Below are 20,681 nucleotides of genomic sequence, written 5' to 3' on the forward strand. Positions count from 1 at the left end.
ACTTCCCGGTAATTGACTAACTTGGCCGCCGGGCCGAGCCCGGCGACAACCGCTGCGCGTTGGTTCCGCGTGCCGGGATCAGCTCGACATCGCAGGTTCGACGCGGCGCGGCGCATAGGTTTCCCAGCCGCTGCATCCGGGGCACTGCCAGTAGAAGAGCCGCGCCCGGAAACCGCAATTCTGGCACGTATACCGTGGCAGATTTTTCGTGCGCTGCTTGATCAGCGCACGCATCATTTCAAGTTCCTTACGACGCGGTTCGTCGGCCGCCGCGATCTGCGCATCGAGCAGGTGCAGCATCCCCGACAGGTTCGGCGACTTCTCCATCTGCGCGCGCGCGAGCGTGTGCGCTGCATCCTGGCCGCGCAACCCCGCGATATGCTGATAGGCGATGTCGAGCAGGTCGTTCGACGGATAGCGGTCGACATACCCCATCAGCAGCTCCGCGCCGTCGACGTTCTTGCCGAGCGCGACATAGGCCTTCATCAGCTTGTCGGCGACGAGCGGCAGATACGCCGGGTTCTGCGCTTCGACACGCTTCCAGTGCTCGATCGCAGCCGCGTGATTGCCCTCCGCCTCCGCGGCATCGCCGGACAGGATCGTCGCGCGAACGTTCTGCGGGTTCACGGTCAGCGCGAGCCGCAGTTGCTCTGCGGCCGCAGCCGCGTTCTTGCGCTGCAACGCGTCCTGCGCGAGTTCGCAGTGAAACTGCGCGATTTCGGTGCCGAGCGGTTTGTCGCTCATCGACTCGATGCGCTTCGCGGTATCGATCGACTTGTTCCAGTCCTTCTCGATCTCGTAGATCGTCAGCAGCGCCCGCTGTGCGCCAAGCGCGTAGTCGCCGTCGGCGAGCTTGTGGAACGCCTCCTCGGCGCGATCGAGCAGGCCGGCCTTGAGGAAATCCTGGCCGAGCTCGTACAGCGCATGGTCGCGCTCGTTGACCGGCAGGTCCGTACGGCTCAGCAGGTTCTGGTGCACGCGGATTGCACGGTCGGTTTCACCGCGACGGCGGAACAGGTTGCCGAGCGCGAAGTGCAGCTCGACCGTCTCGGGGTCGAGCTTGGCGACCTCGATGAACGCGTCGATCGCCTTGTCCGGTTGTTCGTTCAACAGAAAATTCAGGCCGCGAAAATACGATCGCGGCAGGTTGGCACTCTCCGACAGGAGATTCTTCAGGTCATAGCGTGACGCCGCCCAACCGAGCGCGAACGCAACCGGAATCGCGAGCAACCACCAGAAATCCAGATCCATGCGAAATATCGAAGCAGAGACGAAAACCGCGCGATTATCGCGCGGCGTCCGTGTTAAATGACGGGCGGCATCGGCGGCTGGTCGATGACGGCAGGCGTTTCGCGCGCCGCGCGCAGATCGCGCTTCAGGCGCCCGTTCTCGAGACGCAGACGGAAGATCGAAGGCAGCGCGGACAGCAGGCCGGCCAGCAGCCCCACGACGAAGAACGCGAGGCCGATCAGGATCAGCGGCGCTTGCCATGCATAGCCGGCAACAAAATTCAGCGTCGCGGTTTGCGTATTGGCCAGCGCGAGCACCAGCAGCAGCACGAACACCAATACCCGGATCAGCCAGACGATAAACTTCATGAAGCCCTCTCTATGTTGAGGTTTGCCGCGGCGCGCGACTCCCCTTCGTCGCACCGAATCGACCCGTATTGTAAAGGAAGCGTTTCCGCGGCTGCGCAGATCCTGCTCGCCCCGTTGCGCTGCGGTTGCCGGAAACGAAAAAAGCGCCCGCAAGGGGCGCTTTTTTCTTCAGCCTTCGCCGGACAGGTTCCGGGCAAACCGAACGACGCTCAACGCTCGTCGTCCGGATCATCAGCCTTCAGCGGCTCACCGGCGCGGCCGTCGACGCGTTCACGCAATTCCTTGCCAGGCTTGAAGTGCGGCACGAACTTCTCGGGCACCTGCACTTTCTCCCCCGACTTCGGGTTGCGTCCGACGCGCGCCGGGCGACGGTTGAGGCCGAAGCTGCCGAAACCCCGAATTTCGATGCGATGCCCTTTCGCCAGGGCATCGGACATCGCATCGAGCATCGTTTTCACCGCGAAATCCGCATCCTTGAGGACAAGTTGCGGAAATCGCGATGCCAGCTGCGCGACCAACTCGGATTTGGTCATACTTCAGCAGACCTCGTGAGGCTTACTGGTTCTGGCCGTCGAGCTTCGCCTTCAGCAGCGCGCCGAGGTTGGTCGTACCGGTCGCAGCAGCGCTCGAGTCCGATTGCAGGCCGCGGATCGCTTCCTGTTGCTCGGCCGAATCCTTCGCCTTGATCGACAGGTTGATGCCACGCGACTTGCGATCGATGTTGATCACCATCGCGTTGACCTTGTCGCCTTCCTTCAGCACATTGCGTGCGTCTTCGACGCGATCCTGCGAGATTTCCGATGCGCGCAGGTAGCCTTCGATGTCGCCCGTCAGCGTGATGACCGCACCCTTCGCATCGACCGTCTTCACGACGCCGTCGACGATCGAGCCCTTGTCGTTCATTGCAACGTAGTTGCTGAACGGGTCGCCTTCGAGTTGCTTGATGCCGAGCGAAATACGCTCCTTCTCGACGTCGATACCGAGCACGATTGCTTCGACTTCGTCGCCCTTCTTGTACTTGCGAACGGCTTCTTCGCCGGCTTCGCTCCACGACAGGTCCGACAGGTGGACCAGGCCGTCGATGCCGCCCGGCAGACCGATGAACACGCCGAAGTCGGTGATCGACTTGATTGCGCCCGTGATCTTGTCGCCCTTCTTGAAGTTGCGGCTGAAGTCATCCCACGGATTCGGCTTGCACTGCTTCATGCCGAGGCTGATACGACGACGGTCTTCGTCGATCTCGAGAACCATGACTTCGACTTCGTCGCCGAGCTGGACAACCTTCGACGGAGCAACGTTCTTGTTGGTCCAGTCCATTTCCGACACGTGGACGAGGCCTTCGATGCCCGATTCCACTTCGACGAATGCGCCGTAGTCGGTGATGTTCGTGACCTTGCCGAACAGGCGCGTGCCCGACGGGTAACGGCGCGAGATGCCTTCCCACGGATCGTCGCCCAGTTGCTTGATGCCCAGCGAGACGCGGTTCTTCTCCTGGTCGAACTTGAGGATCTTCGCGGTGACTTCCTGGCCAACCGACAGGACTTCGCTCGGGTGACGCACACGACGCCATGCGATGTCGGTGATGTGCAGCAGGCCGTCGATGCCGCCGAGGTCGACGAACGCACCGTAGTCGGTGATGTTCTTGACCACGCCGTTGACGATCGCGCCTTCCTTCAGCGTCTCGAGCAGCTTCGCGCGCTCTTCGCCTTGCGTCGCTTCGATCACTGCACGACGCGACAGCACGACGTTGTTACGCTTGCGATCGAGCTTGATCACGCGGAACTCGAGCGTCTTGCCTTCGTACGGGGTCGTGTCCTTGACCGGACGCGTGTCGACCAGCGAACCCGGCAGGAACGCGCGGATGCCGTTGACCATCACGGTCATGCCGCCCTTCACCTTGCCGGTGATCGTGCCGGTGACGAGTTCGTTGTTGTCGAGGGCCTTTTCCAGCGACAGCCACGATGCAAGGCGCTTCGCCTTGTCGCGCGACAGGATCGTGTCGCCGTAGCCGTTTTCGAGTGCGTCGATCGCGACGGACACGAAATCGCCCGACTGCACCTCAACCTCGCCCTGATCGTTCAGGAATTCCTCGATCGGAATGTAAGCCTCGGACTTCAGGCCTGCATTGACGACCACGAAGTTGTGGTCGACGCGCACGACTTCGGCGGAAATCACTTCGCCGGCGCGCATGTCTTGGCGGGTCAGCGACTCTTCGAACAGAGCCGCAAAGGATTCGGTATTCGGGGTGGAGGTTTGCAGGTCGGACATAAAAATCTGATTGTGCATGGCTCGCTGTGCCACGCCGGCCGGAATGGCAGGCTGAAAGGGCCAGATCGAAGACCACACGGGGTTAAGGGTTCGAAACACGCTCCGCGCTTGCGACGCGGAGCACCTACCGCTGCCCGCCTTCTCAGGCGGGCTGGCCGAGCGCCCGGTACCACTGCAGCACCTGGTCGACTGCTTCATCGACCGAAAGTGCCGACGTATCCAGCAGCTCGGCATCTGCCGCGGGCTTCAGCGGTGCGGCCGCGCGATTGCTGTCGCGCGCGTCACGTTCACGAAGATCCCGGAGCAAGTCATCTATATTAGCAGAAAAACCTTTTTGCATCAATTGCTTATGCCGTCTGGCCGCGCGCGCCTCGGCGCTGGCCGTCAGGAACACCTTCAGCACGGCGTCCGGGAAGATCACCGTACCCATGTCGCGGCCGTCGGCAACCAGGCCCGGCGTCTTGCGGAACGCGCGCTGGCGCGCGACCAGCGCGGTGCGCACGGGCCCGTGCACGGCAATGGCCGACGCGCGGTTGCCGACCGCTTCGGCGCGGATGTCGTTCGACACGTCGACGCCGTCGAGCTGCGCGCAGCCTTCGCGGAACGTGATGTGGAGATCGTCGATCAGTTTCACCAGCGCGTCGATGTCCTCCGCCTCAATGCCGTAGCGTACGCTTGCGAGCGCCGCGAGACGGTACAGCGCACCGCTGTCGAGCAGGTGGAAGCCAAGGTGCGCGGCGACGAGCGCCGCGACGGTGCCCTTGCCGGAAGCGGTCGGGCCGTCGATCGTGATGACGGGAGTCGGGTGAAAGGGTCGGGTCGATTTCATCGGAACAGTCGGGTCAGGCTTTGGCGAGCGCAGCGAAGCGGTCGAAATAGTCGGGGAACGTCTTGCCGACGCACTTCGGATCGTTGATCCGCACGGGCACGCCGCCCAGGCTGACGAGCGAGAAGCACATCGCCATCCGGTGATCGTCGTACGTGTCGATCGCCGCGTTCGGCGTGAGCTTTTCCGGCGGCGTGACAACGAGATAGTCGGGACCTTCCTCGACGATCGCGCCGACCTTGCGCAGTTCGGTCGCCATCGCGGCGATGCGGTCGGTCTCCTTCACGCGCCAGCTCGCGATGTTGCGCAGCGTGCTCGTGCCGCTCGCGAACAGCGCCGCAACCGCGATGGTCATCGCCGCATCGGGGATCAGGTTGAAATCCATGTCGATCGGCTCGAGCTTGCCGTGGTCGTGGCCGATGCCTCGCACATCGATCCAGTCGTCGCCCATCGTCACGTTCGCGCCCATCTGCATCAGCGCGTTCGCGAAGCCGACGTCGCCCTGGATGCTCGCCCGCCCCACGCCCTCGACGCGCAGCGGGCCGCCGCCAAGCGCGCCGGCCGCGAGGAAGTACGATGCGGACGACGCATCGCCCTCGACCATGATCCGCCCCGGCGAGCGGTAGCGGACGCCGGCCGGCACGACGAAGCGCTGCCAGCCGTCACGCTCGACGACCACGCCGAAACGCTCCATCAGCCGGATCGTGATGTCGATGTACGGCTTCGAGATCAGTTCGCCGTCGACCTCGACGACGATCTTGCCGTCCTTCGCCTTCACGAGCGGCAGCGTCATCAGCAGCGCCGTGAGGAACTGGCTCGACACGTCGCCGCGCACGCGAATCGGCGCATCGACCGAGATCGTCGCGGGCCTGATCCGCAGCGGCGGGTAGCCTTCGTTCAGTTCGTAATCGATCCGCGCGCCGATCTGCCGCAGGCCGTCGACGAGATCGCCGATCGGCCGCTCGTGCATGCGCGGCACGCCGTGCACGCGATAGTCGCCGCCGTTCACCGCGAGCGCCGCGGTCAGCGGCCGCACGGCCGTGCCCGCGTTGCCGAGGAACAGGTCGGCCGTCTTCGCGGTGAACGCGCCGCGCGTGCCCGTGACGACGCAGATGTCGCCGTCGCGCGCGAGCTTCACGCCGAGCTTGCCGAGTGCATCGAGCATCACGCGCGTGTCGTCGGAGTCGAGCAGGTTGGTGATCGTCGTTTCGCCTTCGGCAAGCGCCGCGAGCAGCAGCACGCGGTTCGAGATGCTCTTCGAGCCGGGCAGGCGCACGGTGCCCGATGCGCTGGAGTACGGGCCGAGATCGAGATAGTCCATGAGAATCGTCCTGTTATTTCTTGACCGGTTCGGCAGCGGGCGTGCCGCCACGCTCCTGCCATGCCTTGCGTGCGGCGCGCGAGCGCGTGAACACGGCTTCGAGCGCCGCGCCGTCGCCGGCGTCGATTGCCTCGCGCAGCCGCGCGAGCACGCGCGTGTAGCCGTCGAGTTCGTCGAGCAGCGCCGCGCGGTTCGCGACGCACACGTCGCGCCACATCTCCGGGCTCGACGCCGCGATGCGCGTGAAATCGCGGAAGCCGCCCGCCGCGTACGAGAATTTGAGTTCCGCGTCCGTCTCGCCGAGGATCTGTTCGACGAGCGCAAACGACAGCACGTGCGGCAGATGGCTGATCGACGCAAACACGCGGTCGTGCTGCCCGGTGCTCATCGTGCGCACGTCGGCGCCGGTCGCGCGCCACATCGCGTCGATCCGCGCGACCGATTCGGGCGCGTTCTCCGGCAGCGGGCACAGCACGACGTTGCGGCCGACGTACAGGTCCGGCAACGCGGCCTCGACGCCGCTCGACTCGCGGCCGGCAATCGGATGCCCCGGCACGAACTGCGCGATCCGCGCGCCGAGCGCTTCGCGCGCGGCGGCGACGACGTCGGATTTGGTGCTGCCCGCATCGGTGACGATCGTCGCATCGGCGAGCCACGGCGCGATGCGCGCGAGCAGCGGGCCCGTCTGCGCGACGGGTGCGGCCAGCAGCACGAGATCGGCGCCCGCCAGCGCGTCGCGCAACTGCGCGTCGTCGTCGAGCGCCGCCGCGCGGTCGATCACGCCGAGCGACAGCGCACGCTCGACCGATACGCGCGAACGGCCCACGCCGACGATCTCGCCCGCGCCGCCCGGCGCGCGCTCGCGCAGCGCGCGGGCCAGCGATCCGCCGATCAGGCCGACACCGAAAATGACCAGTTTGTTGAATGCAAAGCCTGACACGACAAGAGCCAAGTTACGCGTGCGGAACGACGCCCCGCACACGGAATTCCAGATTCCGGGCAACGGGCCCGCACCCGGCGCGACCTGCACCGGATGCCGCCCGAACCCGCCTTCGGCAGCGCCGATCGGCCTGCCCTGCCCGCCTGGCCGCCGCGCCTGCGCGAGCAGGCGCCGGACCGCCGCGCGTCAGCGTGCGCGCGGATACGAACCGAGTATCTTCAGGAACGCAGCCTTCTGGCCAAGTTCCGCAAGCGCGGCCGCGACCGACGCATCGTCGCGGTGCCCTTCGATGTCGATGTAGAAGTAGTACTCCCACGTGCCGACGCGTGCCGGACGCGACTCAAAGCGCGTCATCGACACACCGTGCCGCGCGAGCGGTTCGAGCAGCTTGAACACGGCGCCCGGCTCGTTCTTCACCGACACGATCAGCGACGTCTGGTCATGACCGCTTTGCCCGGCCGGCTGCTTGCCGACGATCACGAAGCGCGTACGGTTGTGCGGATCGTCCTGGATCTGCGAGAACGCGATCTGCAAGCCGTAATGCGCGGCCGCGCGGTCACCCGCGATCGCCGCGACGGTCGGATCGGCCGCCGCGAGGCGCGCGGCCTCCGCGTTGCTCGCCACGGCCTGCCGCTCGAGCTGCGGCGCATTCGCGGCGAGCCACTGCTGGCATTGCGCGAGCGCCTGCGCATGCGCGCAGACGCGCTTCACGCCGTCGAGCGTGCCGCTCTGCGTGAGCAGGTTGTGGTGGATGGGCAGCGCGAGCTCGCCGCTGATCAGCAGTTGCGTCTGCAGCAGCAGGTCGAGCGTGCGCGACACGGCCCCTTCGGTCGAATTCTCGACCGGCGCGACGCCGAACGCGGACGCACCGGCCTCGACCGAACGGAACACCTCGTCGATCGACGGGCACGGCAGCCCTTCGATCGACTGGCCGAAATACTCGAACATCGCCTGTTCGCTATACGTGCCGACCGGCCCGAGGAACGCGACGTGGATCGTCTGCTCGAGCGCGCGGCTCGCCGCCATGATCTCGCGCCAGATTGCGCTGATGTGCTCGCTCTCGAGCGGCCCCGCGCTCATGTCCTGCAGCCGCGCGATCACCTGCAGCTCGCGCTCCGGCCGGAACACCGGCGCGTTGAAATGCTTCTTGACCTCGCCCACCTCCAGCGCCACCGCGGCGCGCTGGTTCAGGAGCGCAATCAGCTGCGCGTCGATCGCGTCGATGCGATCGCGCAGCGGTTTCAGGCGGGAATTCAGTTCGTCGTCCATGCGTTTTGCCGTGCTGTTTGAGCAGCGCCGCCGTCAGGCGCCGCGCTGCTCGAAGTCCTTCATGTACTCGACGAGCGCCTTCACGCCCTCGAGCGGCACCGCGTTATAGATCGACGCCCGCATGCCGCCGACGGACTTGTGGCCCTTCAGCTGCAGCAGCCCGCGCGCCTTTGCGCCGGCAAGGAAGTCTTCGTTGCGCGTTTCGTCGGCCAGGAAAAACGGCACGTTCATCCGCGAACGCGCTGCCGGCTCGACCTTGTTCAGATAGAAGCCGCTCGCATCGATCGTGTCGTAGAGCAGCTTCGATTTTTCGATATTGCGGGCCTCGATCGCTTCGAGGCCACCCTGCCGCTTCAGCCACTGGAACACGAGACCCGCGATGTAGATCGCATAGGTGGGCGGCGTGTTGTACAGCGAGTTGTTCTCGGCGACAGTCTTCCATTCGAACGCGGACGGGCAGATCGACAGCGCGCGATCGAGCAGGTCCTCGCGCACGATCACGACCGTCACGCCGGCCATGCCGATATTCTTCTGCGCGCCGCCGAACAGCACGCCGTATTTCGCGACGTCCATCGGGCGCGACAGGATGTGCGACGAGACATCCGCGACCAGCGGCACGTCGCCGAGATCGGGAATCTCGAACGTCTCGACGCCGTCGATCGTCTCGTTGGTGCACAGATGCACGTAGGCCGGATCGTCCGACAGTTGCCATTCGGCGCGCGCCGGCGCGCGCGTGAAGCCGTCTTCCGTCTTGCCGGTTGCGGCGAGATGCGGCGTGCAGAACTTCTTCGCCTCGCCGAACGATTTCTGCGACCACGAGCCCGTCACGACGAAGTCGGCGGTGTTACGCGACCCGAGCAGGTTCATCGGCACGATCGCGTTTTCCGCGATGCCGCCGCCCTGCAGGAACAGGATCCGGTGGCTTGCCGGCACGCCGAGCAGGTCGCGCAGGTCGGTCAGCGCGGCCTCGTGAATCGACATGAATTCCTTGCCGCGATGGCTCATCTCCATCACGCTCATGCCGCTGCCGTGCCAGTCGAGCATTTCGTCGGCGGCCTGCCGCAGCACTTCCTCGGGCATCGCCGCAGGACCGGCGGAGAAATTAAAGACGCGCATCGTGAAAACCTCGGGAGGGACGCGACCGGCGGCTTGCCGCCGCATGTCAGTTGCAAATGAGCCGCGCCAGAAAAAGAATGGCCGCTTGCGCTCGCGCGCAAACGGCCATTATCGCACTGTCGGAAGGCTCCCGCCAAACCCGGCCGAACGGCCGGGGGGCGTGCCTGGACGGCTTACTTGCCCGGCTTGACTGCTGCGACTTCCTTGTCAGCCTGCGTGCGCGTTGCCTGGATCGCTTGCGGCATGTACTTCTGCATCAGGCCGTTGACCACGTCGCGACCGACCTGATCCTGAACCTGGATGAACTTGCGGCCCGTCGGGCTCTTGTAGAACGTCGTCAGATCCTTGATCTCCGACGTGCTGTAGTACTTCGCGTATGCGTCGTACTGAGCCGACATTGCGTCGTTCTGGAACTGCTGCGTGCCGAACACCTTGCCCGCGCCGTCGACCAGCTTCGGCACCGCGTTCTTCTGCAGCGTCGGAACGGCAGCCTGCTTCTGCTTGTCGTTCAGCGTCTTGTTTTCCGACAGCGCGTCCGACAGGATCGCCGGCACGAGCTGCTTGGCCTGCATTTCGGCGCTGTTGCCGATTGCCGACACGAGCTTCGGCGCGTCGATCGCGTCGAGCAGATCCTTGATCGCTGCCTTCTTGTCGGCGTCGATCGGCGCAGCTGCCGCGGCGGGCGCCGGTGCGGAATTCGACAGCGCTTGCGCCATCGCGAACGTCGGCACCAGTGCAGCCAGCAGGACCAGTTGCTTGAATTGCTTTTGCATCATCACTCCCTTTTGGAAATATGAATGGTTGCTCGCCGGCCGCGGCGCTTCACGCCCGCGGCGGCCAGAGTCTCATCCGTTCTTCAGGCTTCGCCGTCCGACGCCTCGTCGGCCTCGCCATCGCCCTCCTCGGCCTCCGCAATCTGCTGCAGGCCGGAGAGCTTGGTACCCTCATCGAGACTGATGAGTGTAACACCTTGCGTGGCGCGCCCCATCTCGCGAATCTCGGAAACACGGGTGCGAATCAACACGCCGGCCGTCGTGATCAGCATGATCTGATCCTCGGCGTCGACGAGCGTCGCGGCCACGACCTTGCCGTTGCGCTCGGACGTCTGGATCGCGATCATACCCTTCGTACCGCGACCGTGACGCGTGTACTCGGTGATCGGCGTGCGCTTGCCGTAGCCGTTCTCGGTCGCGGTGAGCACGGTCTGCTCCTCGCTGCCCGCAACCAGCATCGCGATGACCTGCTGCCCGTCCTCGAGCTGCATGCCGCGCACGCCACGCGCCTCGCGCCCCATCGGACGCACGTCGTTCTCGTCGAAGCGCACGGCCTTGCCGGCGTCGGAGAACAGCATCACGTCGTGCGCGCCGTCGGTGATCGACGCACCGATCAGGAAGTCGCCGTCGTCGAGGCCGACCGCGATGATGCCCTTCTTCATCGGGCGGCTGAACGCTTCGAGCGGCGTCTTCTTCACGGTGCCGAGCGACGTCGCCATGAAGATGAACTTGTCGGCCGAGAATTCCTTAACCGGCAGCACGACGTTGATCTTCTCGCCTTCCTGCAGCGGGAACATGTTGACGATCGGGCGGCCGCGCGAGTTGCGCGAGCCCTGCGGCACCTCATAGACCTTGACCCAGTACACGCGGCCGCGGTTCGAGAAGCACAGGATGTAATCGTGCGTGTTCGCGATGAACAGCGTCTCGATCCAGTCGTCTTCCTTCATCTGCGTCGCCTGCTTGCCGCGACCGCCGCGCTTCTGCGCGCGGTACTCGGACAGCGGCTGCGACTTCACGTAGCCCGCGTGCGACATCGTGACGACCATGTCCTGCGGCGTGATCAGATCCTCGGTGTTCAGCTCGGTCGCGTTCAGCTCGATCTTCGAGCGGCGCGCATCGCCGAATTCGGCCTTCACCGACGTGAGTTCCTCGCCGATCATCGTCGTGATCCGCTCGGGGCGCGCGAGGATGTCCAGCAGGTCGGCGATCTGCGCCATCACTTCGCGGTACTCGCCGATGATCTTGTCCTGCTCGAGGCCGGTCAGGCGCTGCAGGCGCATCTGCAGGATTTCCTGGGCCTGCGTGTCGGACAGACGGTACAGCCCGTCGACCTGCATGCCGAACGCCGGGTTCAGGCCTTCCGGGCGGTACGCGGAGCGGCCGCCGGCCGCCGCGTTCTCGCTCTCGGCGCGCGTCAGCATCTCGCGCACGAGCGACGAATCCCACGGCTTCGCCATCAGTTCCTGCTTCGCGATCGGCGGCGTCGGCGCGGCCTTGATGATCGCGATGAACTCGTCGATGTTCGCGAGCGCGACCGCGAGACCTTCAAGCACGTGGCCGCGTTCACGGGCCTTGCGCAGTTCGTAGATCGTGCGGCGCGTCAGCACTTCGCGTCGATGCGACAGGAAGCACTGCAGGATTTCCTTCAGGTTCAGCAGCTTCGGCTGGCCGTCGACGAGCGCGACCATGTTCATGCCGAACGTGTCCTGGAGCTGCGTCGCCTTATACAGGTTGTTCAGCACCACTTCGGGCACTTCGCCGCGCTTGAGCTCGATCACGACACGCATGCCGCTCTTGTCGGACTCGTCGCGGATGTCGGAGATGCCTTCGAGCTTCTTCTCGTTGACGAGCTCGGCGATCCGCTCGAGCAGCGAGCGCTTGTTCACCTGGTACGGCAGCTCGTCGACGATGATCGCCATCCGCTGGCCGCGGTCGATCTCCTCGAAGTGCGTGGCCGCGCGCATCACGACGCGGCCGCGCCCGGTGCGGTAGCCGTCGCGCACGCCGGCGACGCCGTAGATGATGCCGGCGGTCGGGAAGTCCGGCGCCGGGATGATCTCGATCAACTCGTCGATCGTCGCTTCCGGGGTGTTCAGCAGGTGCTGGCACGCGTCGACGACTTCGTTCAGGTTGTGCGGCGGGATGTTGGTCGCCATGCCGACCGCGATGCCCGACGAGCCATTGATCAGCAGGTTCGGGATGCGCGACGGCAGGACCGACGGCTGCATTTCGTTGCCGTCGTAGTTCGGCTCGAAATCGACCGTTTCCTTGTCGATGTCGGCGAGCAGCTCGTGACCGATCTTCGCCATGCGAATTTCGGTGTAACGCATCGCCGCGGCATTGTCGCCGTCGATCGAGCCGAAGTTGCCCTGCCCGTCGATCAGCATGTAGCGCAGCGAGAAGTCCTGCGCCATCCGCACGATCGTGTCGTAGACCGCGGTGTCGCCGTGAGGGTGGTACTTACCGATCACGTCACCGACGATACGCGCCGACTTCTTGTACGCGCGGTTCCAGTCGTTGTTCAGTTCGTGCATCGCGAACAACACGCGCCGGTGCACGGGCTTCAGGCCATCGCGGACATCCGGGAGGGCACGTCCGACGATCACGCTCATCGCGTAATCGAGATACGAACGGCGCATTTCCTCCTCTAGGGAGGTGGGCAGGGTCTCTTTGGCGAATTGATCCATGTATCCGTATCGTTTCGGAGCGAAGACGGCGAACGCCTTTCGCGTGGGCGCTGCATGCGCAACGCAACGCGAGATTCTAACATGCGCCCATCAGCCGCAAATTCGCCTCCCCCTCTATATATAAATAGCGAAAATCGCGGCGGCGGCGGACCGGCCGGAACCGCACGCGACTCGACGCCACCGTTGATCGCGCCCGGTTTACCGGCGATCCCACCCGGTTTGTTTCACGCGCACGAGTAAACAGTTGCCCGCACCCGCGCAATTTCGCCGGCGCACTCTTGACAATCTCTAAAAGTTGCGGCAGGCCGGTGTTGCGCATGCACCACAAAGTTGAGGGGATCTTAGGGTGGGGAGGATTTTTTTTCGTAGGAAGGGAACGATATGGCAAAATGCCAACGCACTGAAAGTTAGACGCTGCTCGAAGTCTACACAGAGCGGTGCCGCGTTTTTTGTGCCGCACCAATGTTATACTTCGAGCAATGTATGACTTGTCACCGTCAACAGGCTCGCAGTAAACCTGCGGTAATCTCAATTTCGAGAGGAGAAATATGAATAAACTTTCAAAGCTCGCGTTCATTGCAGCTACCGCAGTTATGGCTGCATCCGCTTCGGCACAGTCGGTGCCGGCGTCGCGTCAAGCCGTCAATGACAACTGGGTGAACGGCACGGGCGAATGGGTGTGGATGAACGGCACGAACGAGCTCTGCTGGCGCGATGCGTTCTGGACGCCGGCCACCGCCAACGCGAAGTGCGATGGCGCACTGGTCGCCCAGGCACCGCAGCCGCCGGTCGCTCCGGTCGCTCCGGCCATCACGAGCCAGAAGATCACGTATCAAGCTGACGCCCTGTTCGACTTCGACAAGGCAACGCTCAAGCCGCTGGGCAAGCAGAAGCTGGACGAACTGGCTTCGAAGATCCAGGGCATGAACACGGAAGTGGTCGTCGCAACGGGCTACACGGACCGCATCGGTTCGGACAAGTACAACGACCGTCTGTCGCTGCGCCGTGCGCAGGCCGTGAAGTCGTACCTGGTCAGCAAGGGTGTGCCGGCCAACAAGATCTACACGGAAGGCAAGGGCAAGCGCAACCCGGTTACGACTGGCTGCAACCAGAAGAACCGCAAGCAGCTGATCGCCTGCCTCGCACCGGACCGCCGCGTGGAAGTCGAAGTGGTTGGTACGCAAGAAGTCCAGAAGACGACCGTTCCGGCGCAGTAAGCCGCGGTTTTCGACTGCTTCAAAGCCCCGCTCCGGCGGGGCTTTTTCATTGACGCCCGTCCGGGCGCTCGCTGGCCTCGTCGTCCGCCCGCTTATATACTCGGGGCTGACGAACCACAGCACCGCCCTCCTTCCGTAGCCCGTTTGCCGCCATGACCAACGCCGATCCGCACGAACTCCAGAAATTCAGCGACCTCGCCCATCGGTGGTGGGATCCGAATGCCGAATTCAAGCCGCTGCACGACCTGAACCCGGTCCGGCTCGGCTGGATCGACGCACATGCGCACCTGGCCGGCAAGCGCGCACTCGACATCGGCTGCGGCGGCGGCATCCTGTCCGAATCGATGGCCGGGCTTGGCGCCCAGGTGAAAGGCATCGACCTGTCGACCGAAGCGCTTGGCGTCGCCGACCTGCACAGCCTCGAAAGCGGCATCGCGGTCGATTACGAGGCGATCGCCGCCGAAGCGATCGCCGCGCGCGAGCCGGGCAGCTACGACGTCGTCACGTGCATGGAGATGCTCGAGCACGTGCCGTCGCCCGGCGACATCGTCGCCGCGTGCGCGACGCTCGTGAAGCCGGGCGGCTGGGTGTTCTTCTCAACGCTGAACCGGAATCTGAAGTCCTACCTGTTCGCGGTGATCGGCGCAGAGTACATCGCGCAAATGCTGCCGAAGGGCACGCACGACTACGCGCGCTTCATCCGCCCGTCGGAACTGGCCGGCTTCGTGCGCGCGACGGATCTGCACATCGTGGAGATCAAGGGCATCACGTATCACCCGATCGGCAAGCGCTTCGCGCTGTCGAACGACACCGACATCAACTACCTCGTCGCGTGCCGCCGCGGCGCGTGACCCTCCGACCGGCATGACGACTCCCCTTTCGACCGCGCGGGCCGCACTCGACGAACCGCGCCTGCTGCACTGCGCTGCCGTGCTGTTCGACCTCGACGGCACGCTTGCCGACACGGCGCCCGATCTCGCCGCCGCCGTCAACAAGATGCAGCGCGCGCGCGGCCTGCCCGAAACGCCGCTCGACGTGCTGCGGCCGCTGGCCTCGGCCGGCGCGCGCGGCCTGCTCGGCGGCGCGTTCGGCATCGATCCGCACATGCCCGGCTACGAAGCGATGCGCGACGAGTTCCTGGCCAACTACGCGACGGATATCTGCGTGCAAACGACGCTGTTCCCCGGCATCGGCGACGTGCTCGACGAACTCGATGCGCGCAGCGTGCGCTGGGGCATCGTCACGAACAAGGCGATGCGGCTCACGGCGCCGCTCGTCGACCTGCTCGGTCTTGCACCGCGCGCGGCCTGCGTCGTCGGGGGCGACACAACGCCGCACTCGAAGCCGCACCCTGCTCCGCTGCTGCACGCGGCCGACCAGCTGACGCTCGCGCCGGCGCGCATCGTCTATGTCGGCGACGATCTGCGCGACATTCAGGCCGGCAGCGCGGCCGGCATGGCGACGGTCGCGGCCGCGTACGGTTACTGCGGCGACGGCGCCGCGCCGGCCGACTGGCAGGCCCAGCATCTCGTCGACACGACGCAGGAACTGCGCGAACTGCTGCGCGATGTTGGGCTATAATGATCGATCTGATCCGCGGGGGCGACCTGGTTTCGACAGGGGTTGTGAAGCGGCTAGGGCATGTCGAGGACCCGTCACCTCGTTAATCAATGGGAAAATCGTAACTGCAAACGACGATACGTTCGCACTGGCAGCCTAACGGCCGCCGTCCTCTGCCTAGTTCACTGACGGGCTAGTGTCGCAAGACCGGTAGCAATACCGCCAGAGGTCATTTACGTCAGTTAAGCCCTGTCGGCGTCGCGACGCCAGGGTCGAAAACCTAGCGAATCGCCGTAGTGCAGCGTGTTCGTCCGCGTCGCTGCGGTTAAATCAAATGACTGAACTAAACATGTAGAACTAGTCGTGGAGCGCTTCTGGACGCGGGTTCGATTCCCGCCGCCTCCACCAAATTCCGCGCTCGCCGCACGAACCCCGCATGACGCAAGTCTGCGGGGTTTTTTGTTGCCGGCGAAACGCATGCGTCCCCTCTCCTTCGAAAAAGCGCCCAGCCACGGACGGGCCGGGCGGAATGCCGCCGGTATTCCGGCGACAGGAGGTGACGGATATTCCGCCGCGCCCGCGCAAGCGTCGGTCGCAACGGGCTGCGGCCAGCCCGGTTGCCGCTGCGCAGGGCGCGACGTGTCCGCCGCACCCTGCGCTCGAGCACACCAGGCAATACAAGACTCAGCTGCCGCGATACAGCGACTTCATTTCTTCAGCGCTGGCCGGGCGCACGCCCATGGCATGCGAACCCGATGCCGATGCGCCCTGTGCCTGCGCGCCGTACCCGCTGGCGTCGGCGCCTTGCGCTTGCGCCAGTGCGCTGCGCTGCTGTTCCGCAACACGGGCCGTTGCGGCCTGGACCGCTTCCGGATAGTGCGGATCTTCGCCGCGGGCGGAGTTGTAACCGGCTTGCTGGAGCTGGACCAGCTCGGCCCGGACCTGCGCGCGGGTGATCGTCGAACCCGACTGGGCAAACGACACGACCGGGGCAACGAGAGCGGCAGCAACGACAACAGCTTGAACGAGCGACTTCATGATGACCTACCTCCAGATTTGTCTGTTTTCGCGGTGAACACCTTGTTCAGCGCCGACAAACTGAAGTTTATGTAGGCGGATGCTTAAGAATAAGGCAGGTTTCAGGAAGACATCCTTCCTGATTTACGGGTTAACCCTAGATCACTCGCCGGGCCGGCGATTCGCGAACGCTGCTTCGCCCGACATCGCGTCGCATGACGACTCGCCTGAAAGCACGAGCCCCGCGAAGCGACAACGCTTCGCGGGGCTCGAATGGTATTGCACGGGATTCGTGCAGTCGCGCCGGTCAGACGGTCAAGCCGATATGCGTGTGCCCATCACCCGTCTGCCGATTCGACACCGCACGACGACGGTGCAAACACGCCTGTCCAGGTGTTACTGAGTATCCATCGGGCACTTCAGATTGCAGCCGTTCGGGTCGCCCAGGTCGCCCTTGCGACGCAAGGCCGATTTCTTGCTGCCCTGGTATTTCTGCGATGGCGCCGACGCCGCGAACGGCATCTGCGGATGCTCGTTCAAGCGAAACTGTTCGCTCAGGATGCCGCCGGGCACGCCCGGGGAATTCTGCGCAAGCGCGAACGGCGAAGCAGCGACCAGAAGCCCCGCGGTCAACGCTGCCGCGGCGAGGGAAACGGAAAATTTCATGGCGGGATGACGCCTGAACGGCGTGCTTGTTGGAACGTTGATCAAGCGCCAAGCGTAGCGCAAATCTCCCGCTCCTGCAGCGCAGTCCGACCGCGTGCCCGTCACCGGGAATGGCCGTCCGGCGCGCTCGTGCCGTCACTGCCCGCCAGCCCCGTCGCAATGCTCGTCAGCGTCCCGCATGCGGCCGGATCGTAGCCGTCGAGATGGGCGACGCGCTCGACGAAGCGCGCGTCGCGCAGCAGCGCCAGCACGCCGTCGAGCGGCCGCGCGCCGAGCCGCGCGCGTTCGCACGCGAAGTAATAGTCCTCGTCGACGACCGGGATGAAATCGAGCCCGAAATGACGGGCGGCCGGCTCGACGCCGAAGCCGAGATCGGCCATCCCGCTCGCGACGAACGCGGCGATCGCCGAATGCGTGAGTTCGGCCGACGCATAACCGTCGATGCGCTCGGGATCGATGCCGATCGCGCGCAGCGCGAGATCCAGCAGCATGCGCGTACCCGACCCCGGCTGCCGGTTGACGAAGCGGATGTCGTTGCGCGCGAGGTCCGCGAGCCCGCAGACCTGCTTCGGGTTGCCGCGCGGCACGAACAGCCCCTGCTGGCGGCGCGTCAGGTGAATCAGGACGTGGCGCGCGTCGTCGAGCCACGGCCGGTAGATCTGCGCGCACTGAGCGCGAAACGCGCCGCGCGGCAAATGGAAGCCGGCCAGGTCGCATTCGCCGCGCGCGAGCGCCTGCACGGCCTCGACGCTCTCGCGATACTTGATGTCGACGGCTGCCTGCACATCGACGAGCGCGGACACGAGCGTCGCGACCGCGTAACCGTGCGACGCGTGGATACGCACGGCGCCGTCGCGCTGCGCAAGCCGCCGGTTCAGGTCGCTGGCCACCTCGGCCGCCAGCGTGCGCAGGTTCCCGTCGAGCCGGCTGCGCGCGAGGCGCTGCGCGTCGACGACCGCCTGCCCGAGCTCCGACAGCGTCGATCCCTTGCCCCGCGCGGTTTCGATCAACTCTGCGCCGATGCACGCTTCCAGCGCGCGCAGCATGCCCCACGCGTGCCGGTACGACAGCCCTTTTGCCTGGGCAGCCTGCGCGATGCTACCCGTGTCGGCCACGAGTTCCAGCAACGGCGCGACGTCCGACAGGCTGGCCGTGCGACCTTCCGTGTCGCGTACGGTCAGATACGCGTCGCATTCGATTCGAACCAATTATGTACTCCGATTTCCTATTGCGACTGCGAAATCTTCCGCTTATCGTTGATGAAAATCAATCTGAACGAAGTCGCGATGCACACTATATGAATAGTGAGCGCATATGAGACTTTGGAGGAGCATAACCGATGTCCCCGAATTCCCATGCGCCCGACGCGCTCGTCGAGCGCCATGCGCGCGCCGGCCGGTCGCTGGTCGCGATCCTTCATGCGATCCAGGACGACGCGGGCTACGTGCCGCCGGGCTGTGTCGCGCCGCTCGCCAGGGCGCTGAACCTGTCGCGCGCGGAAGTGCACGGCGTACTGACCTACTATCACCACTTCCGTACCGTGCCGCCCGCGCGCGTGACGATCCAGATGTGCCGCGCCGAAGCGTGCCGCAGCATGGGCTGCGAAACGCTCGCCGCGCACGCTGAAGCCCGCACGGGCTGCCGGTTCGACGCAGCGCACGGCGATGCCGCGGACGCGCACGCGCCGGACGCCGTCGCGCTCGAATCGGTCTACTGTCTCGGACTGTGCGCGCAGTCGCCGTCGCTGACTGTCAACGGCGTGCTGCATGCGAAGGTCACGCCGGAGAAATTCGACGCGCTGCTGGCCGATGCTCTCGCCCATACGCCGGAGGCCGCATGACGACCCGCATCTACGTCCCCCGCGATTCGTCCGCGCTGGCCCTCGGCGCCGACGCGCTCGCCGCCGCGATCGTCGCGGAAGCCGAACGGCGCGGCGTCGCGATCGAACTGGTCCGCAATGGCTCGCGCGGGCTGCTGTGGCTCGAGCCGCTCGTCGAGGTCGGCACGGCCGCCGGACGCGTCGGCTATGCGAACCTGTCGGCCGCCGACGTGCCGGCCCTGTTCGATGCCAACTGGCTCGAAGGCGGTGCGCATCCGAGCGGCGTCGGCATCGTCGACGCGCACCCCTATCTCGCGCGCCAGCAGCGCCTCACGTTCGCGCGCATCGGCCTGACCGATCCGCTGTCGATCGACGACTACCTGCAGCATGAAGGCCTCGCCGGCCTGAAGAACGCGCTCGCGCTCGACGGCGATGCCGCGTGCGAAATGCTGATCGAATCGGGGCTGCGCGGCCGCGGCGGCGCGGCGTTCCCGGCCGGCATCAAGTGGCGCACGGTCCGGCACGCGAGCGCCACGCAGAAGTACATCGTCTGCAATGCGGACGAAGGCGATTCGGGCACGTTCTCCGACCGCCTGATGATGGAATGCGATCCGTACTGCCTGATCGAAGGGATGATCATCGCGGGCATCGCAACGGGCGCGACGGTCGGCTACATCTACGTGCGCAGCGAATACCCGCACGCGATCGCGACGCTCGAAGCCGCGATCGTCCGCGCGCGCGAGGCCTGCTGGCTCGGCGAACACGTGCTCGGCTCCGCGCATGCATTCGAGCTGCACGTCGCGAAAGGCGCGGGCTCGTACGTGTGCGGCGAGGAAACGGCGCTGCTCGAATCGCTCGAGGGCAAGCGCGGCGTCGTGCGCGCGAAGCCGCCGCTGCCCGCGCTCGCCGGCCTGTTCGGCCAGCCGACCGTGATCAACAACGTGATCACGCTCGCGACGGCACCCGTGATCTTCGCGCGCGGCGCCGCGTTCTATCGCGACTACGGGATGGGCCGCTCGCGCGGCACGCTGCCGTTCCAGCTGGCCGGCAACATCCGTCACGGCGGCCTCGTCGAACTCGCGTTCGGGGTCACGCTGCGCGAGCTGCTGTTCGACTTCGGCGATGGCACGGCAAGCGGCCGGCCCGCACGCGCCGCACAGGTCGGCGGCCCGCTCGGCACCTACCTGCCCGACCATCAGTGGGATGTGCCGCTCGACTACGAGGCGTACACGGCGATCGGTGCGGTGGTCGGCCACGGCGGCATCGTGCTGCACGACGACACGTCGAACCTCGCCGAGCTTGCCGAATATGCGATGAAGTTCTGTGCGATCGAATCGTGCGGCAAGTGCACGCCGTGCCGGATCGGTTCGACGCGCGGCGTCGAGACGATCGCGCGCATCCGCCACGGCGACACGTCGGAGCGGCAGGTCACGCTGCTGCGCGACCTGTGCGACACGATGCTGGCCGGTTCGCTGTGCGCGATGGGCGGGATGACGCCCTACCCGGTGCTGTCCGCGCTCGACCATTTCCCCGAAGATTTCGGGCTCGCTGGCGGCAAGGATGCCGCGTCGGGCCCGGTCAAGGCTGCGGCCTGACCCAGAAGG

19 protein-coding genes and 1 other RNA gene are annotated in these 20,681 nt (G+C 65.4%); 6 read left to right on the top strand and 14 right to left on the bottom strand.

Going from position 1 to position 20,681, the window contains the following annotated elements; genetic code table 11:
* Positions 1-78: 78 nt before the first annotated feature.
* The 11 genes from lapB to gyrA all read right to left on the bottom strand — a co-directional run bounded on the left by lapB (position 79) and on the right by gyrA (position 12,798).
* The gene (gene lapB, locus KVT39_RS05610) at positions 79-1,251 is read right to left on the bottom strand and encodes a lipopolysaccharide assembly protein LapB (RefSeq protein WP_034183039.1); all 1,173 of its coding nucleotides are present in this window, start codon (positions 1,249-1,251) and stop codon (positions 79-81) included.
* A gap of 53 nt (positions 1,252-1,304) precedes the next feature.
* Positions 1,305-1,598, bottom strand: coding sequence for a lipopolysaccharide assembly protein LapA domain-containing protein (locus tag KVT39_RS05615; RefSeq protein WP_034183038.1), 294 nt, complete (start codon positions 1,596-1,598; stop codon positions 1,305-1,307).
* Between the two features lie 209 nt (positions 1,599-1,807).
* Complete coding sequence (locus tag KVT39_RS05620; protein ID WP_006486894.1) at positions 1,808-2,131, bottom strand: integration host factor subunit beta; 324 nt, start codon at positions 2,129-2,131, stop codon at positions 1,808-1,810.
* Positions 2,132-2,153: 22 nt separating this feature from the next.
* On the bottom strand, positions 2,154-3,884 hold the full coding sequence (rpsA, locus tag KVT39_RS05625) for a 30S ribosomal protein S1 (RefSeq protein ID WP_006750753.1): 1,731 nt from the start codon (positions 3,882-3,884) through the stop codon (positions 2,154-2,156).
* Between the two features lie 124 nt (positions 3,885-4,008).
* Positions 4,009-4,695, bottom strand: a complete 687-nt coding sequence (gene cmk, locus KVT39_RS05630) for a (d)CMP kinase (protein WP_034183037.1) — start codon at positions 4,693-4,695, stop codon at positions 4,009-4,011.
* A 13-nt stretch (positions 4,696-4,708) separates the two neighbouring features.
* Entirely contained in the window at positions 4,709-6,013 is a 1,305-nt protein-coding gene (aroA, locus tag KVT39_RS05635) for a 3-phosphoshikimate 1-carboxyvinyltransferase (protein WP_217588105.1), read from the bottom strand.
* A 13-nt stretch (positions 6,014-6,026) separates the two neighbouring features.
* Positions 6,027-6,953 (bottom strand): prephenate dehydrogenase/arogenate dehydrogenase family protein, encoded by a 927-nt coding sequence (locus tag KVT39_RS05640; protein ID WP_034183035.1) that lies wholly within the window; start codon positions 6,951-6,953, stop codon positions 6,027-6,029.
* Positions 6,954-7,139: 186 nt separating this feature from the next.
* Complete coding sequence (pheA, locus tag KVT39_RS05645; RefSeq protein WP_034183034.1) at positions 7,140-8,222, bottom strand: prephenate dehydratase; 1,083 nt, start codon at positions 8,220-8,222, stop codon at positions 7,140-7,142.
* A 33-nt stretch (positions 8,223-8,255) separates the two neighbouring features.
* Positions 8,256-9,338, bottom strand: a complete 1,083-nt coding sequence (gene serC / locus KVT39_RS05650) for a 3-phosphoserine/phosphohydroxythreonine transaminase (protein WP_034183033.1) — start codon at positions 9,336-9,338, stop codon at positions 8,256-8,258.
* Positions 9,339-9,511: 173 nt separating this feature from the next.
* Positions 9,512-10,111: a DUF2059 domain-containing protein gene (locus KVT39_RS05655; protein WP_021157463.1), complete on the bottom strand. Its 600-nt coding sequence runs from the start codon at positions 10,109-10,111 to the stop codon at positions 9,512-9,514.
* An 83-nt stretch (positions 10,112-10,194) separates the two neighbouring features.
* Positions 10,195-12,798, bottom strand: a complete 2,604-nt coding sequence (gene gyrA, locus KVT39_RS05660) for a DNA gyrase subunit A (RefSeq protein WP_034183032.1) — start codon at positions 12,796-12,798, stop codon at positions 10,195-10,197.
* Between the two features lie 548 nt (positions 12,799-13,346).
* On the opposite strand from gyrA, the gene ompA reads away from it, so the two are divergent.
* The 4 genes from ompA to ssrA all read left to right on the top strand — a co-directional run bounded on the left by ompA (position 13,347) and on the right by ssrA (position 15,983).
* Positions 13,347-14,015 carry an outer membrane protein OmpA gene (ompA, locus tag KVT39_RS05665; RefSeq protein WP_006400736.1) on the top strand — a complete coding sequence of 223 codons (669 nt, stop codon included), beginning with the start codon at positions 13,347-13,349 and terminating at the stop codon, positions 14,013-14,015.
* A gap of 152 nt (positions 14,016-14,167) precedes the next feature.
* Positions 14,168-14,866 (top strand): bifunctional 2-polyprenyl-6-hydroxyphenol methylase/3-demethylubiquinol 3-O-methyltransferase UbiG, encoded by a 699-nt coding sequence (gene ubiG / locus KVT39_RS05670; RefSeq protein ID WP_034183031.1) that lies wholly within the window; start codon positions 14,168-14,170, stop codon positions 14,864-14,866.
* Between the two features lie 13 nt (positions 14,867-14,879).
* Positions 14,880-15,596, top strand: coding sequence for a phosphoglycolate phosphatase (gene gph / locus KVT39_RS05675; protein WP_217588108.1), 717 nt, complete (start codon positions 14,880-14,882; stop codon positions 15,594-15,596).
* A gap of 17 nt (positions 15,597-15,613) precedes the next feature.
* Positions 15,614-15,983, top strand: a transfer-messenger RNA (tmRNA) gene (gene ssrA / locus KVT39_RS05680).
* A gap of 276 nt (positions 15,984-16,259) precedes the next feature.
* On the opposite strand, the gene KVT39_RS05685 is transcribed toward ssrA, so the two are convergent.
* From KVT39_RS05685 to KVT39_RS05695, 3 genes are all read right to left on the bottom strand, one after another.
* Complete coding sequence (locus KVT39_RS05685) at positions 16,260-16,613, bottom strand: DUF4148 domain-containing protein (protein ID WP_034183020.1); 354 nt, start codon at positions 16,611-16,613, stop codon at positions 16,260-16,262.
* A gap of 375 nt (positions 16,614-16,988) precedes the next feature.
* On the bottom strand, positions 16,989-17,258 hold the full coding sequence (locus KVT39_RS05690; protein WP_034183019.1) for a hypothetical protein: 270 nt from the start codon (positions 17,256-17,258) through the stop codon (positions 16,989-16,991).
* Positions 17,259-17,359: 101 nt separating this feature from the next.
* Positions 17,360-18,466 (bottom strand): substrate-binding domain-containing protein, encoded by a 1,107-nt coding sequence (locus tag KVT39_RS05695; protein ID WP_034183018.1) that lies wholly within the window; start codon positions 18,464-18,466, stop codon positions 17,360-17,362.
* A 131-nt stretch (positions 18,467-18,597) separates the two neighbouring features.
* On the opposite strand from KVT39_RS05695, the gene KVT39_RS05700 reads away from it, so the two are divergent.
* Positions 18,598-19,098 (top strand): NAD(P)H-dependent oxidoreductase subunit E, encoded by a 501-nt coding sequence (locus KVT39_RS05700; RefSeq protein ID WP_034183017.1) that lies wholly within the window; start codon positions 18,598-18,600, stop codon positions 19,096-19,098.
* Entirely contained in the window at positions 19,095-20,672 is a 1,578-nt protein-coding gene (locus KVT39_RS05705; protein ID WP_217588110.1) for an NADH-quinone oxidoreductase subunit NuoF, read from the top strand. Before KVT39_RS05700 ends, KVT39_RS05705 begins: the two co-directional genes overlap by 4 nt.
* Positions 20,673-20,681 lie beyond the last annotated feature (9 nt).

Source organism: Burkholderia sp. GbtcB21 (assembly GCF_019091065.1).
Taxonomy (GTDB): Bacteria; Pseudomonadota; Gammaproteobacteria; order Burkholderiales; family Burkholderiaceae; genus Burkholderia; species Burkholderia pyrrocinia_C.